The 14440-nt window shown below is 69.5% G+C and carries 17 protein-coding genes and 1 pseudogene; 7 read left to right on the top strand and 11 right to left on the bottom strand.

Annotated features, from left to right (window positions below; translation table 11 throughout):
* Positions 1 to 32: 32 nt before the first annotated feature.
* Complete coding sequence (locus ACOV8S_RS09805) at positions 33 to 191, bottom strand: hypothetical protein (RefSeq protein WP_448317319.1); 159 nt, start codon at positions 189 to 191, stop codon at positions 33 to 35.
* 347 nt (positions 192 to 538) lie between these two features.
* The gene (locus ACOV8S_RS09800) at positions 539 to 1903 is read right to left on the bottom strand and encodes a hypothetical protein (RefSeq protein WP_448317318.1); all 1365 of its coding nucleotides are present in this window, start codon (positions 1901 to 1903) and stop codon (positions 539 to 541) included.
* Between the two features lie 221 nt (positions 1904 to 2124).
* On the opposite strand from ACOV8S_RS09800, the gene ACOV8S_RS09795 reads away from it, so the two are divergent.
* Positions 2125 to 2487 (top strand): hypothetical protein, encoded by a 363-nt coding sequence (locus ACOV8S_RS09795; protein WP_448317317.1) that lies wholly within the window; start codon positions 2125 to 2127, stop codon positions 2485 to 2487.
* Positions 2488 to 2897: 410 nt separating this feature from the next.
* On the opposite strand, the gene ACOV8S_RS09790 is transcribed toward ACOV8S_RS09795, so the two are convergent.
* The 3 genes from ACOV8S_RS09790 to ACOV8S_RS09780 form a co-directional block, all read right to left on the bottom strand.
* Positions 2898 to 3104 carry a hypothetical protein gene (locus ACOV8S_RS09790; RefSeq protein ID WP_448317316.1) on the bottom strand — a complete coding sequence of 69 codons (207 nt, stop codon included), beginning with the start codon at positions 3102 to 3104 and terminating at the stop codon, positions 2898 to 2900.
* 217 nt (positions 3105 to 3321) lie between these two features.
* A complete protein-coding gene (locus ACOV8S_RS09785) occupies positions 3322 to 4077 on the bottom strand; it encodes a hypothetical protein (RefSeq protein ID WP_448317315.1) in 756 nt (251 codons plus the stop codon).
* 148 nt (positions 4078 to 4225) lie between these two features.
* Complete coding sequence (locus ACOV8S_RS09780; RefSeq protein ID WP_448317314.1) at positions 4226 to 4621, bottom strand: winged helix-turn-helix transcriptional regulator; 396 nt, start codon at positions 4619 to 4621, stop codon at positions 4226 to 4228.
* Between the two features lie 96 nt (positions 4622 to 4717).
* Here ACOV8S_RS09780 and ACOV8S_RS09775 point away from each other — a divergent pair, with 96 nt between their 5' ends.
* Positions 4718 to 5068 (top strand): DoxX family protein, encoded by a 351-nt coding sequence (locus ACOV8S_RS09775; protein ID WP_448317313.1) that lies wholly within the window; start codon positions 4718 to 4720, stop codon positions 5066 to 5068.
* A gap of 96 nt (positions 5069 to 5164) precedes the next feature.
* Here the strand turns inward: ACOV8S_RS09775 and ACOV8S_RS09770 are convergent, their stop codons facing one another.
* Positions 5165 to 5506: a DUF5713 family protein gene (locus ACOV8S_RS09770; protein WP_448317312.1), complete on the bottom strand. Its 342-nt coding sequence runs from the start codon at positions 5504 to 5506 to the stop codon at positions 5165 to 5167.
* 985 nt (positions 5507 to 6491) lie between these two features.
* Between ACOV8S_RS09770 and ACOV8S_RS09765 the strand changes: the two genes are divergently transcribed.
* Complete coding sequence (locus tag ACOV8S_RS09765; RefSeq protein ID WP_448317311.1) at positions 6492 to 7547, top strand: hypothetical protein; 1056 nt, start codon at positions 6492 to 6494, stop codon at positions 7545 to 7547.
* Between the two features lie 57 nt (positions 7548 to 7604).
* On the opposite strand, the gene ACOV8S_RS09760 is transcribed toward ACOV8S_RS09765, so the two are convergent.
* A complete protein-coding gene (locus tag ACOV8S_RS09760; protein WP_448317310.1) occupies positions 7605 to 7979 on the bottom strand; it encodes a winged helix-turn-helix transcriptional regulator in 375 nt (124 codons plus the stop codon).
* Between the two features lie 77 nt (positions 7980 to 8056).
* Between ACOV8S_RS09760 and ACOV8S_RS09755 the strand changes: the two genes are divergently transcribed.
* Positions 8057 to 8467: a RidA family protein gene (locus ACOV8S_RS09755; RefSeq protein ID WP_448317309.1), complete on the top strand. Its 411-nt coding sequence runs from the start codon at positions 8057 to 8059 to the stop codon at positions 8465 to 8467.
* 447 nt (positions 8468 to 8914) lie between these two features.
* The gene (locus ACOV8S_RS09750) at positions 8915 to 9991 is read left to right on the top strand and encodes a PP2C family protein-serine/threonine phosphatase (protein ID WP_448317308.1); all 1077 of its coding nucleotides are present in this window, start codon (positions 8915 to 8917) and stop codon (positions 9989 to 9991) included.
* A gap of 62 nt (positions 9992 to 10053) precedes the next feature.
* Here the strand turns inward: ACOV8S_RS09750 and ACOV8S_RS09745 are convergent, their stop codons facing one another.
* On the bottom strand, positions 10054 to 10623 hold the full coding sequence (locus ACOV8S_RS09745) for a hypothetical protein (RefSeq protein WP_448317307.1): 570 nt from the start codon (positions 10621 to 10623) through the stop codon (positions 10054 to 10056).
* A 615-nt stretch (positions 10624 to 11238) separates the two neighbouring features.
* Between ACOV8S_RS09745 and ACOV8S_RS09740 the strand changes: the two genes are divergently transcribed.
* Positions 11239 to 11808, top strand: a complete 570-nt coding sequence (locus tag ACOV8S_RS09740; protein WP_448317306.1) for a hypothetical protein — start codon at positions 11239 to 11241, stop codon at positions 11806 to 11808.
* A gap of 206 nt (positions 11809 to 12014) precedes the next feature.
* On the opposite strand, the gene ACOV8S_RS09735 is transcribed toward ACOV8S_RS09740, so the two are convergent.
* Positions 12015 to 12791: a class I SAM-dependent methyltransferase gene (locus ACOV8S_RS09735; RefSeq protein ID WP_448317305.1), complete on the bottom strand. Its 777-nt coding sequence runs from the start codon at positions 12789 to 12791 to the stop codon at positions 12015 to 12017.
* A 179-nt stretch (positions 12792 to 12970) separates the two neighbouring features.
* Between ACOV8S_RS09735 and ACOV8S_RS09730 the strand changes: the two are divergent.
* Positions 12971 to 13135 (top strand): annotated as a pseudogene (locus tag ACOV8S_RS09730) (transposase); the annotation flags it as partial.
* A 147-nt stretch (positions 13136 to 13282) separates the two neighbouring features.
* On the opposite strand, the gene ACOV8S_RS09725 reads toward ACOV8S_RS09730, so the two are convergent.
* Positions 13283 to 14080, bottom strand: a complete 798-nt coding sequence (locus tag ACOV8S_RS09725; protein WP_448317304.1) for a DUF1963 domain-containing protein — start codon at positions 14078 to 14080, stop codon at positions 13283 to 13285.
* A 33-nt stretch (positions 14081 to 14113) separates the two neighbouring features.
* On the bottom strand, positions 14114 to 14440 hold a 327-nt coding region (locus tag ACOV8S_RS09720), incomplete at its 5' end, for a SpoIIE family protein phosphatase (RefSeq protein ID WP_448317303.1).

The raw sequence follows: 14440 nt of genomic DNA, 5'->3' as shown, positions 1-14440 counted from the left end.
GGGTGACCCTGTCCGGCCCCGCTGGCGTCAAGTCAGCCGAAGCCGGGCGTGTCCTGTGCGAAGTTCTTGGTGGCCGGGTCGGGCAGGGGCGGCGGCGCACCGTCCTGGAGCGCGGCTTCCCAGCGCTCGATGAGCTCGTCCTTCCAGCCCGTGCGGGCTCTGCCGGCCGCCGTCACGGGCGAGGTTCCCACTGCTATCCGAGGCGAGGATCGTGTCCCGGTCCCCGGTGAACTCCATGACTTCGAAGTAGGGCGGCGGTGTCGGCCCGGGCGGACCGGGCTCACCCTGCTCGCCCTGGGGCCCGGCAGGACCGGGTTCACCTTGGGGCTGTGCTGCGCAGTCGAAGTGACGGGTCGTTCGCTGCAGGCCGGGCCGGCGGGCAGGAGCGGCGCCCAGCTTCCGGGTTCTCGTTGCCGCCACCGGGCGCGGTCGCCTCGACGTCGCGGCCGAGCCGGCCCGCCAACGCCCTGGGCCCCACCGGAACGGGCCGCCGCTGGTAGGAGGCCCCACCAGCGGGGTGGGTTTTGCGTGCGCAGTGTCAGAATGGTGGTTCGGTGGAGTAAGCACCGTTCCAGGCGGGTGTGGTCGGTTTGGGCACCGGCTGTTGGAGGACTCGTACAGCGTCTTCGATGCGGCCGAGGTCGATGAGGCGCTCGGCGCGGAGAGCCCTGTTGAGCGTCGGGTGCTGTTCGAGGACTGCGGCGGCTTCCTCGGTGCGGCCGGCTTTGGCGAGCACGTCGGACAGGGCCCGGGCCCCGTACCAGGTGTCGCCCTCGGGGTGCGCGCGCGTCTGCTCGATCGCTTCATCGAGCAGGTCGCAGTCGGCCATGAGCGGAAGCCGCACCTGAAAAAGGTCCCAGTCCTCCCTGCCGCCGCTTCGCACCTTGAGGGCATCGAGATGGGCCAGGCCGTCCCGGGGCCGGCCGTGCTCGGCATACAGGGTGCAAAGAGCGTGGACGATCCAGTCCTCCGCGCCGCCGGGCCGCTCGGTGAATGCGCGCATCACCTCGATCGCCTTGTCGCCCCGTCCGTGCCGGACCAGGAGCTCGGACAGCGGGACAATCACCTGCCACATGCCGGACGGCGTGGCACCGAAGGTGCGGTAGGCGGCGATCGCGCCTTCCACGTCGCCGCTTTCCTCCAGCACTTCGGCAAGGCGCTGCGCGGCGTGCCCGTGGTGCTCGGTCGCCGCGTACGCACGCAGCTCCGTGATCCGGTCGTGCCTGGCCAGCAGGTCGGCCAGCTGGTCACGGCCGTTGACGGAGGTGACCTTGCGGGTGTGCAGCAGGGCGATCGCCTCCTCGATCCGGCCCTGGCGTTCCCTGATCGCGGCGAGCAGGCCGATAGCGTTGGACGGTTCCATCCGGAGGTTGTTGCAGTCAGGGTCGTCGCAAGCGGGGACCGCCGCTTCCACCCGGGCCTCCAACAAAGCCGCCGCTTCCTCGTCCATGCCCGCCGCTTCGGCGACGTCGACCAAGCACTCGGCGAGGAACCAGTCCTGGATCCCGGCGCGCAGCAGCATGAACGCCTCGCCGCCGCGGCCGCGGCGGGCCAGCAGGCGCGCGAAGAAGACAAGCGCCAGCCGGTCACCGGCCTGCGCGTACGGGCGGGACAGCGCGATCGCCTCCTCCGCCCGGCCCCAGCCCTCCAGCAGCTCCGCCCGCGCTTGGGCCGCTGGCCACCAGTTCGTGGCGACGTACGGAGCGAGCACCTCCAACGCCTGCTCGCGCCGGCCTCGGTGCCCGAGCAGCCGGGCCCACTCCAGCGCACAGAACCACTCCCCGCGGCCGGCCTGGAACTCCACTTCCCGCTCATACCCGAGCTCGAGAAGCCGCGCCACCAGCAGCGGAGGAATACAACCCGTCAACGTTCGGGCGCGGTAATCGAGATCAGCAGCATCCACGACAGCGCACCCTAGCCCTCACCACTGTCACGCCGGGCCGCTAGCCCTGCCCATGATGCGCGTTCACACAAGTCGGGAGGCAGTCCGGGGAGAGCGTGACAGGGGGCTGTGGGCCGGGTGGCGGGGACGGAGGTGCAGCGGCTGCGGGCGGCCGGGGAGTTGCTGGACACGCGGGACGCTCTGCTGTCCTTCGGGGTGCGCGAGGAGCTCCGTGAGCGTGGGTGGGACCGGACGTGGTGGCGGCGCCAAAGGAGGCGTGGGAACCGGGCTGGTGGCCCGGCTCCCGGGAGGTGGGTGTGCCGGAGCGGGTCGCGTGCCGGCTGGAGGCCGAGCTCGTCGAGCGGAGCGTCGCCGCGTGCCGGGCCACCTCGCGCGAGGCCATCGAGGGACTGTGGGCGTGGCGCCAGGAACACCCTGGGATCACCCCGCCCCCTCAGCGGCTGGATGCGAACGAGTTGGAGCGACTGGCCGGGCCGTTCGCAGCCTACGAACGCCTCGCCGCCCAGATCACCACCACCGGGACCGTCCGGCGCGCCGGCCTCGCCCGCGCCCTCCAGCACCTGGGCGCAGCCGGGCGGTCGTGACCGGGCGGTGGTGCGGTGGTGCGGTGGTGTGGTTCAGTCCCACCACAGGGACCACACCGTGGAGCGGGCCATGCCGTCGCCGGCGAGGCGTACAGCCGTCCCACCCACCACAAGGTCGGCACCAAACCCCGCAGAACAGCCTGACAAGCGACACAGAGGAGCAGCACACTGAGCGCATGCGCTATGAGGAGAGAGCCAGGATCACGGCCGCACAAACCCTGATCCCGCTGGTTATCCTTGTCGCCTCTCCAGTACTGCTGATAGCAGGAGCATCGATCCGCCGCCGCTATCTCCGCTACGTCTACCGCGATGGCGCCGCGCAGATCCTGGACAAGCAGCGAGGTTGGGTCAGCGCCCACTACTTCGTGGTCACCGACCCACTCCTGCGGTGGCTCTGCCGGCCTACGGAGTCACTTGCCCGTCTCGTCGAGCACCGAGATTAGACGGCAGGTGCAGGTGGCGTTGAACTCGTGGGCGTGGCCGCTGCGCCGCTCCTGCCACTGCGGGTCGTCCGGTATTGCCACGAGGTCGGTGACGCCGGTGCCCTCGAGGAACACGAGCAGGTCGTGGTTGCTGTAGGCAGTGCCGAGGATCTCCTCGCGGCCGTGGCGGTGCATGGTGATTTCCCGGCCGCCTGCGGGGGGGGGAGGCCGGTACGCGACGATCGGCGCGCTGCTCACGTCCTCAAGCGTGCCCTGGGCCGGGCTGACGAGCGAGTCGGCACGGGAGGTTCAGGGGGTGTCGCCGGTCCGGTCCCAGCGGCCTGGGTCACCCGGGAACGAGCCGTACAAAGCCCCACCGCCGGCACCGAACTGACCTGACTCGGTGGGTGCGTCAGGTTCGCTTCTCGGAGGCGGTGCGGAACTGCAGGGCGACCTCGGCGGCCCGGGGAAGACGCGTTTCGTCCACCAGCACCACGCTGCCGGAGGTGCCGTCGTCGGTCCATGCGCACACGATCGGTCGGCTTCCGGCGTTCGGCGCGATGAAGCCGCAGCTCAACTGCCCGCCCCAGAGGCCCGCCTCGAAGGCGGTTACCTCACTCGCCTTCGCACCGGCGAAGAAGTTGCGCAGCTGTTGGGTCATGGTGTCCGAGCGTTTCTCCTCGGCCAGTTCCGCGTCCCATTCGACGGCGTTGATCTGCAGGATGGCGCCTATCGGCCCCTGGCCGGGACCGTCGTAGAACCAGTGCTTTCCCTGGAGCGTCTTACCGGAAGTCTGCTGCTCGTAGAGGGCTGCGTCCTCTTCGGTGAGCAGCCCGTATGCGCCGACGCGCGGGGCGGCGTCGATGACCCGTTCCTGGGCGACCGGCGCCGCGTCGGCGGGCGGCTGTCCCTCATAGCTGTATGCCCGTGCCAGGCCCGCGGCGGCAACGACGAGCAGTACGCCGACGACGATGTTGTACCGGCGCTGGGCAGCCGAGGAGGCTTGTTCGGGTTCGGGTTCGACTGCGCCTGCCGGCACGGGACCACGTCGCCACGTCCGGGTGGCAAACCAGATGACGGCCATGGCCGCGGCGGTGATGAGGAGCGTCCCCAGTGCTTGGCCTGCGGCAAGGCTCTGCGAGGTGGGGTCGACGGACAACGTGATCATGCCGGAATCATAGAGATCAGGCGAAGCCGTCATCCTGCCATCGCGGCCAGCCATCAGCAGACACCGAGACCACTCACCCCCGGCAGGCAGTTAGGGACAACCTTCAGTGATCAGAAACGGCTCGGGTTCTGATCGACATGAGGGGTCTTCACCGCGGGATCGTCTGGTCCGCCTCGATGGTCCTGGCCGCCTCAGCTGCTTCCCGGAAGGCGACGACCGCCTCGCCGTTCTCCCTCGCCCATGCGGTGAGCATCCTGATGGGCTCCTCCAGGGTTCGCCCGAGATCGGTCAGGCCGTACTCCACGCGCGGTGGCGCCTCGGCGTACGCGTGCCGCTCGACGAGCCCGTTGGCTTGGAGCCGGCGCAACGTCTGGGTCAGTACCTTGCGCGAAATGCCACCGCTCAGCTCGACCAGCTCGCCGTGGCGCAACGGGCCGTCGGTCAGCGCGAAGAGCGTGACCATGGACCACTTGCTGGCGATGATCTCCATGGCCAGGAGAGCGGGACAGTCGGCTAGAAAGCCAATTCCAGGTCGCAGGCTCATGCCCCGAAGGTTACCTGGAGGTACCTGATGGCCGCCTATCGTCGTTGAGGTGCGCACGCCCCCTTACTCGCATCTCGCACGATTGAGGTTTCAGCCATGCTCGTCTCCCTTGCCGTCGTCACCGTGTTCATGTCGGCCCTTCTCCTGGTATCGGCCGGGGCCAAGTCTCTGCGGACGCGACACATCACCGAGCAGATGTCCACCCTCGGAGTGCCGCAGAGCATGATGGCTTTCCTGATCGGCGCTCAGATCGCGGGCGCGACCGGTGTGATCGCCGGACTCTGGTGGGGACCCGTCGGAATCGCCGCCGCGATCGGCCTGACGCTGTATTTCGCTGGGGCGGTCGCCTTCCACCTGCGCGTCGGCGACCGCAAGGGCGCGTCTCCGGCGGTGGTCCTCACCATGGCCTCCGTCGCCCTGATCGTGCTGCGTGCTGCCACCCTCTGACAGCGGACAGCCGGTCTGACGCCGGCCTTGATCGTGCTGAGTGAAGTTGGTCTCCGATGAGGACGGCCACCGGTGAGGTAGCCCTCCCGTCCTGGTTCACCAGTCCCGGCCGGCGGTCAGCTCCTCTGCATCCGCTTCCGTGAACTCGTATGCCGACGCGACGAAGCAAAACTCGTCACAGATCCACTCCCGCGCCACCGTCTCGATCTCGCTTCCGGCCGCCACGAACTCTCTGTCCAGCAGGTTGAACTCCTCCGTCGCAGCCTGGGTGAGTGCATACAAGCTCTCCAGGTCCGACGGCCGCTCGGCCTCGATGCGCTCGCACAGCCGCAGCAGGATCGCCTTCCCCTGGTCGACCACGTGATCAGGGAAGTACGAGTCGTCGTACATCTGCCGCAGGAATGCGTGTTCCGCTACCTGCTGGTTTGTGATCGGCATGGCACTTCCCTATCTCCGCGAAAAGCTGACGCGCCGATCATGCACAGCACCACTGACAACGATGCCCCGCATGGACGCCAGACCGCACGCGACCCGGACTCTCACAACAGGCCCTAGGAACGATGGAGGTTGATCGAGTGGTGATCTCCGCTTTGACAGCGCAAGTGATCGCCGCCGGGATCTTCCTGCTTCGGCGTTCACGCTACTGATCGCATTGCGAACTTCACCGGTGCACCGCTCAGCACACCAGCCTCCACCCGCGGTAACGGTCCGGCGCCCAGGGCGCGCGCCGGACCGCTCCTGCCGCAAGCGGTGATGCAGGCTCTCGGTTGATCGGCGACCGGGGACCGTAGCGACGGCATTGCTCAGCGGGTTGTGCCGTGCATGCGCACGTCGATTGCGGAACTCGTCATCGTCGTCGCCGCAGCTGCGGTGCTCGCGGCCGGGTCGGCCGCGGAGGCCGAAGCCGAGGTCCGGCACGGGCTGTGCGGGCAAGGCGCTCGCCGGCCCAGCGGACAACAAGCTCAGAGCGGCAGACGCAGCGGAGTCCCGGACTCCCCCGTGCCATGCGATACCGCGGCCGGCGATCTGTCGTCCGCGGACAATGACCCGAGAGTCAGCAGGAAGCAAGCATCGAGGCGTTCTCGATTCTCAGCGACATTGCTCGTCCGTGGAACCCGGCCTTCGTGCCCCTGAGCAGCAGACGTTCTGCAACACGGCGATACAGCCACGCTCGCACATCAACGAATGCCGGACAGGCATCGAGCGGAGCCAGGTATGAGCGACGTGTGATGGAACGACGCCGAAACCCCCGCGGAGGAGCCGGAGAGCACGGTGTCACCTGGCAGGGCTGTGTGGTGGGCCACCTCGTCGGACGGCGGCCTGGAGACGATGAGTTCTTCGGGGCCGAGGCCCGCCCGAGGCGTCGGACCCCAACTCGACCCGGTGGCTCGTGATGTCGGTGGCGAGCGGCACGATGACGTCCATGCGGATCACCAAGGAAGACCTCATACAGGCCTGGCAGCGCAAGGCAGCCGGCTCCGACGTTCTCGACGACGCCATGTTCCCGCCCGTCATCAGGCTGGGCGACCACCATGAGCCGCTGGAGGACTTCGAGCCCGGGAAGCTGTACGTCGGAATCGGCGACGACGGCCTGGTACGCGGATTCGAGGACGAGGAAGAAGAGATCTTCGCCGCCGATGACCTCGACCTGGCCCTCTACTTCATCGCCGAGGAGGTGACACGGATCCTCGCCCGGAAGTCCGGCCCTGGTGTGCCCCCGAGCCGGAACGCCGTGGTCCGGCATGCCGAACTGCTCGACCGCATCGACCCGGTGTGGGGCAGACGCTTCCGCACAGGCGGCACGGATGACACCGCAACCGTGGAACCCTGCGGACTCGACCCGATCGACGGCTTCGCCTGGATCGCGGGGGGATGGAGGGACCAGGCTCCCTACACCAACCTGACATTCTACCGCGGGGAGAACATCAGCTTCGAGGACATCGCCCTCTTCCACGGCGCACACCCGGACGACGTCGCCGCCGGAGTCCAGGTGTCCGACCTGCCGGCACTGCTCGCCGAGGACGGCGGCCCCTTCGCTTCCTCCAACTACGAGACTTTCTGCTTCGGACAGGCCGGGGAATGGGCGTACCTGCTGTACCACGACACGCCCCCGCGCGGCGGGTTCGACAAGGAGCGGTACGACCGGCTCGGGATCACCGAGCGCGTGTTGCTCAGCGCCTGCCTCGGCAAGGCGATCTACACCTTCGACTACATGCGCGACGGGGTGCAGGTCGACGACGACCGGGGAATGCTGGAGCTCATCTGGTACGACGCCGGCCGGCCTCCCTACCGCCGTGGCGGGGATCTCGACTTCCTCAACCGGGCCCTTCGCCGTGCGGAGCTCGACCATCCGGACGTCACGGGCGAGTTCCAGCTCTACTTCCACGCCTTGGAGACCTCACTGGGCATCGGCCTGCCCCGGGACGACATCGAACGGGGCACCGCGCGCGGGGCCCGCTGGGCAGGCCGCGCGGCCTGAGGAGAACGCGGTTCCTCCAGCCGTTGTAGCCCTCTCGCTGAAGGCTCGGCGAGGGTTCTAAGGGGCGGTCGCTTCTTCCCGTGTGTCGAAGGTTTCGCGTGCGTGCTCGATGGCGGGCAAGTTCTGCGTGGCCCAGGCCAGCAGCACGTCGATGGGGTGTCGAAGGGACTTGCCGAGACGGGTGATCCGGTATCGGACCGCCACGGGTCGGGTGGAGACGACCTCGCGCTCGATCACGCCGTTGCGTTCGAGTCGCCGAAGTGTCGCGGTCAGCGACTTCTGCGTGACCTGAGGAATGGCGCGGCGCAGTTCGTTGAAGCGGCACGGGCGTTCGCAGAGCTCGTTGAGGACGCTGAGCGACCACTTGTCGAGGATCTGGTCGAGCAGCTCGCGATGCGGTGCGTCGATGCGGACCTCGTCGGCGGTATCCATGGCGAAACCTGGTCTCGTTGAAGTGTCCTTCGTCTACTAAGTAGCTTACAGATACCTACTTCATCGAGGAGCGAGCCATGACTGTTCGACACTTCACACCGCAAGGCATGCTGCAGCCGGCCCCGTACCACCATGTCGCTGTGGGGACCGGAACCAGGCACGTCCACGTCAGCGGCCAGGTCGCACGCCGGGCCGACGGGACGCCGGTCGCACCAGGTGATCTGGCCGGACAGGTCGCCCAGGCGCTGCGCAACACCTCCATCGGGCTGACAGGGGCCGGAGCGTCGTTCGCGGACGTCCTGCGTCTGACGTTCTACGTGACCGGGTGGAGCCCGGAGAAGATCACCGCGTTCATGGCGGGCGTCGAATCCGTCGCCGACGAGATCGGATTGCGCCTGCCCATGCCCCCGGCCTCCCTCATCGGTGTCGCCCACCTCTTCGAGCCGGACGTACTCGTCGAGGTCGAGGCGACCGCCCTTCTCGACTGACGCCCCGACGGCCACGGCAACCCCACCGTATTCCTGGGCGGGACGACGTCGGAGGCCGGCCGTGCTCATCTGCGGGAAATACCGTGGCTGGTACGGCCGACAGTCCAGGAGAGCTTCCCCGGCCTGCCCCTCCGGTCCCGAGGACCGAACAACCGCCCCACGAAGCGGTCAACCCAAGGAACCCGGCCCGGGAAGGGCAGCCGCGGTCCGCCCGAGGGCCAGGGCGCGCCCCTGCGCTCAAGGAACCCCCCGCGCACCTGCCGGGGCAGACGGTTCGGCGCCAGGCGGCAGCGAACGGGGGCGCGCCGGCGGGCGAGCGCTGTCGGGCTCGCCGGACGGGGTGATGTGTGGCCGCCGGGGACGTGGCATCGCATCCAGCGGTCGCGACCCGGCGTGTCCAGGTGTCCGTCGCTCGCGCAGGTAGCCGGGGTCGGACATGGTGGAGGCATGTCCGTGAGGTTCTCCATGTCGTACTGGGCTGTGCTGTTGCTGGCCGTGGCCATCACCGGGGTCGACCTGCTGCTGGAACCGGGACGGTCGGCGGGTGCGTTGTTCGCCGTCCTTCCGCTGCTCATGGCGGTCAACCACGGCCGTCGCGACATCATCGTCGCGGGCGCCGTCGGCCTGGTGCTGGTCGTGCTGCTGAGCTGGCACAACCACAATCTGACCGACCTGGACGCGATCGCACGGATCGTCGCCGTCGCGGCGACCACCGCGCTCGCGCTGCTGGCTCATCGCCGCCGGGTGATGAACGAGACCCGGCTGCGCAGACTCGGCCGGGTGGCGGATGCCGCCCAGCGGGCGCTGCTGCCCCCGCCCGCACCGCGGATCGGTCCGTTGCAGGTCGCCGCCTCCTACGACGCGGCCGCGGAGGAAGCCCAGATCGGCGGCGACTTCTACACGGTCGTCGAGACCCGGTGGGGAGTACGGGGAGTCATCGGTGACGTGCGCGGCCACGGCCTGGGGGTGGTCCGCACCACCGCCATGGTGGTCGGGGTGTTCCGGGAGGCCGCACACGAGGAGCCGGAGCTGAGCGGCATCGTCGGGCGCATGGGCCGGAGCCTGGAGCGCGACACGGGCCTGGAGGGCTTCGCCACGGTGCTCATGTTCTCGCTCGACGACGAGGGTGTCTGCAGCATGCTCAGCTTCGGCCATCCCCCACCGCTGCTGCGCCATCCCGGCGGCACGGTGCGGCAGAAGGATCTCACGGTGGTGTCCCCTCCCCTGGGACTGGGGCTGGCCGACGCCGCAGACACACCGGGACCCACCCGGTTCAGGCTGGTTGCGGGCGACGAACTGCTGCTGGTCACCGACGGTGTCATCGAGGCGCGCAACGCCGCGGGAGCGTTCTTCGAGCTGGCGGAACACTTCACCGCGGCTCCGCACGCCGGCCGGCCCGCCGAGACCGTCGCGGCGTTGCGCCGCGACCTGACCGGCTGGGCCGAGGACCTGGGTGACGACTCGGCCCTGCTTCTCCTGCGCTACCAGCCGGACGACAACGGCTCCCCGTCCGACGGCGCGTAGCCGACCGCGCGGAAAAGAGGCGCGGCCGGCGTCACGTACGCAACCGCAGGACGCGGTGAGCGCTACTGCGCGCCGCCGGTCATGGTCGAGACCGCTTTGCGGAGCATGCCCAGCTTCTGCTGGGAAGGCCGCTGCTGCTCGCCGTGCAGGGCGTTGAGGACCAGCACGCCGGCGGTCAACGCGGGCACCGCCCACTGGAGCAGGGTCAGCTTGTGCTGTGCTTCCTGCAGGCTCATGGGGTGGGCGTCCTGCTCGGCGGGCTCCGACGTCGGCGAGGAGGCGAGCTCGACCTTCTTGCCCGCCACGCGGCTGTAGGCGGTCGCCGCCAGCGCCGCGCCCGTCAGCACCATCTTGGCGACGGTCGAGGCGCCCACGCCCTGCTGGTACTGCACCCGCGCGCTGTTCGCCCCCAGCAGGCCCGCTCCGCCCACGAGGTGCGCGCCGATCGCCGCGGCGTTCACCGGCGTCCAGGCGGACCAGCCGGCACTGGCGATGCGAGCGGTGGACATCTCGTCGCCTCCTGCCTGCTCGGCCGCCCTGTTCAACCCGACGGCACCCATCAGGGAGCCGCCGAACCAGGCCGCCAGACCGATGTCGTGCAGGCTGCGAAGCGCTGTGTTGCGTTCCGACATGTCATTCCTCTCCTGTACGGGCAGGACAACAGTGCAAGCCTCGGGTCGGACGGTGGAACCGGCCAACCGGTGGGGCCAACCGAGTGGACTCACTCGCACGACATCGACGGGCCCGGAGGCCGGGCAGTGACGATGTCGGGGTCAGGTCGCGGTCGGGCGTGAGCTCGTAGCGGCCACCATCCCGCCCCTGAGCTGCTCGGTCTTCCTGGCCCCTGATCATGCGGAACCAGCACCTCGCCCAGATGGACACATCCGCCAAGAACCCGCCGTGCGGGCTGGCGTATCGGCCAAACCGGCACAGCGGTCGACGGCCGGCGGTCCGGCCGGCGACGCGGGCACCGGGCGTACGGATGCGCCGCGTACGGCATCGAGGGCAGAGGGCAGTCGCCCCTGCACAGCAGCCGCAGCAGCAGCCATATGGTGGCGGGCGGCCCGGAGAGCCCGGAGGGGTCTCTCCTCCGGCACGAGGGGGCCGCCGCGCTCCCTGCTCCGGGGAACGCCCTCGAGGCGGGTCATCCGTACTTCGGGCGGACCCGGAGATGGTGGTGCCGGCACCACCCCGGGGGTGGTGCCGCGCCCATGGCTCCGTGCTCGCGACCCTGATTACCTCAAGGCATGACGACACAGGCCAAGCCACTCCCCCGCTTCCCCGTGCCCAGCGCAGCGGTCCTGGGCCGCACCTGGGCCGCTGCGCTCATCGCCCAACTCCCCCTGCTGGGCGTCTTTCTGTTGCCTTGGGGCCGCAGTCGCTACGAGGGCGGCGGAGAGACGGCGGCCGCGGTGGTGTGGCTCGCGTTGGCCGCCGGGCTGGTGGCCGCCGTGGTGTACGTGCCCGAGGTGTGCGCGAGGGCGGCTCCGGCGGGGCCGGATTGGCTGCCGGGGCGCGCCCGGCACGCGGTGGCACGGCTGCGGCGTGACGATCGCCGCGCCTACCTGCGAGCCTTCGGCGAGCTGGTCGTACTGTACGCCGGGGCCCAGGCGCTGGGCGGCCTCGTCACCGTGCTCCACCCCTACGTCCGCGACGCTCCCGCCGCCGTCGCCGGGGCGGGTGGACACCCGTGGGAGTTCGACTACGGCGCCTTCGCCGTGCAGGCCGTGGCGCTGTACTTCGGCGTGTGCGGCGCCACCGCCTGGTACGCCTGCCGACTACGCGCCCAGGTGATCGCCCGCCACCAAGAGAGCTGACACCCGCACTCGGGCACCGGCGACCGTGGCCGGCGTCGCCACTCGGACGGGACCGGCGAGAGCACCTCCGCGCGATCCGTGCGGTGTGCGGCAGGGCCCGGGCGTTGCATCCCTTGGTCCCCGGGAGAACATCCTGCGGCCGCACTCGTCCGGGTAGGCGACGGAGACGACCGGGCTCGCGCTTCGCCGGGGCTTCGTACCGGAAATCAGACAGGCCTCATCCGGTAGACGCAAGTTCTGTACGGCATCTCGACGCTGTCCCGGCCGGTCAGGCCAGGGTTGGTGGTGGCCAACTCGCCGATCTCCCGGTCCAGACGGGCCTGCTCGGCGGCGTCGGCGGTCAGGTAGGAGGAGCGGGACCGCACCAGGTCGGTCAGCCGGTCCGTCGGGACGGTCACGGTGTGCTCGATCAGGCCGCGTTCGGGTTCGGTGAACCATGGCGTCACCGGTCCGTACGGCCAGGCGCTTTCGAGGCCGTACGACTCGTCGCCGACGATGTCCGACAGCTCGGCCACCCATGGGGTCCGATCGTCACGGATGTTCCACATCGCAGCGAGGACGCCGTCCTTGCGCAGCACCCGGTGAATCTGCGGCAGGGCGTCCTGCGGGGTGAACCAGTGGTATGCCTGACCGACCACGACGGCGTCGACGGACCCATCCGGCAATGGGATGTCCTCGGCACTGCCTGCGAGGATTCGAATGCCCGGGTGGCGTTCGGCGGCCACGGCGCGCATCTGCTCGTCGGGCTCGACCGCGATCACCTCGTGGCCGGCTGAACGCACTGCACCGGCCAGGAGTCCGGTGCCCGCTCCCAGGTCCAGCACGCGCACCGGCTCGGCACCGACGGCCCAGGAGACAGCCCCCATCGGGTAGGCGGGCCGAATCGAGTCGTACAGGCGGGCGGCAGAACCAAAGGACAGCGCAGCGGCGGACATGCTGGTGAGCGTACTCAGAAGCGGTCGACGGTACGGGCACAGCAGCAAATCAGTCGCCTGCCACGGCTGCGGGCCGGTGCCCCGTCACCCGAGCGGTTAGGCGTCGGGGCCCAGCACAACCGACACCTTCCCCAGCGGTGAGTACGGCACAAGGGGGCGAATCGAGTCGCGATCAATCTTCGGGCATTGCCCTCGTGTCGAGGCGTGGTCCCGGTAGATCGTCTTGCGTGACGCGAGTGCAACTGACCTACGTGGAGTGGGAGTTCATCGGGCCGAATCTGCCGATCGGCGAGTACGGCCCGTACCCTGAGCGGCTGCGGCAGCAGTTCGAGGGCGTGGTCCGGCGGTTCAAGACGGGTGGGCAGTGGCGGGAGATGCCGGCGGAGATCGGCACCATGACGCTGCCGGTATGCACCTGGTGAGGACGTGCTGCGGAAGGCTGGGGCAGGCAGACGCGAGACCGGGAACTGACCGGCGTTGTCCGCAGTCGGGGTGGCGGGGCCGTCGTCGTTCCGTTGCGCGCGCGAACCGGGGGAGAGCTACCCACCTATGTCGACGGAGATCATCACCCGGTCGAAGCGCAGGTCGGCGAGGTCCTGGCGGCGGATCAACCAGTGCATGCGGGGAAGGGGAAGCGCGACGACGTCGTCGCAGTACCAGTTGGCGAGCAGACACCAGTCGTTACCGCCCCCGTACTCGTACTCGTTCGCCAGTGCGACGGGATCGTCGTTCCAGAAGTCCGCATGGCCGCCGAGGTACAGGTCGGATCCGAAATGGTTGCCGCCGGCCTCCTCCCAGATGTCGCTCAGCTGGTCCATGAGTTCGTACTCCTCGACGGCCAACTCGGACTCGTCGTCGGAAGGGTCTGCGAACCCGTCGGGACCGGACGAGGGCCATGACGGCCCCACGCGGACCGAGCGGTAGTCCTGCTCCCTGTACGCGCCGCGAACGGGCTCCGGGGCGGGGACCTCCGTCGTGGGCGTCCCGGCGGGTACGTACACCACGTAGCCGGGCCCCGGGCCCTGACCGAACTTCTCGGCGTCGCCGAAGAGCAGCAGGTGCCCGTCGGCCGGAAGAGGGAGGCCGGTCGTGTTCGGCGGTATCTGCGCGCAGTCGATGCTGCAGGTGAATGGCTCGCTCGGCTTGCCCGCGCCGACCGGCAGCATGGGGTTGTTGCCGCCGAGGTGGACGACGACCGGTCCGTCGCCGCCAATCTGCGGATAGACCGCCGGCAGGAAGGAGCTGATCAACAGCTCCACGTTGCGCGATGACACGCCCGCTTCCGCCGCCTTGGCCCGAAACCGGCTCAGCGTTTCCGCCACGAGTTGATCAGTCATGCGCACAGCCTGGAAGCGGGCACTGACACGCCATCAGTAGCGGGCGATGCCGGAGTCGGCCGGAGCGACGCGGAACGCGAGCAGGGCCGTGTCGTCGCGCTTGTCGGAGAGGTCCTGCAGCCGCCGCAGCAGTTCGGGCAGGGGGCTGCCGCGGTGGAGCGCGGCAGCGGACAGGAGGCTCTGCTGTCCTTCGTCGAGGGATGCCGCAGGTCTCTCGATGAGGCCGTCTGTGTAGAGCAGGACGGTGTCGCCGGGGGCGAGCTGGTGGGTGTGGCTGGTGCGGGGCATGCCGGGCAGGGCGCACAGCGGAGGGTCCTGGTCGTCTCCGGTGAGGAAGCGGGGGTTCCCACGGGCCGGGAG

Source organism: Streptomyces sp. CO7, assembly GCF_053474865.1.
Note: the sequence above shows the minus strand (reverse complement) of the source record. Positions and strands in the feature narration are given on the sequence as shown.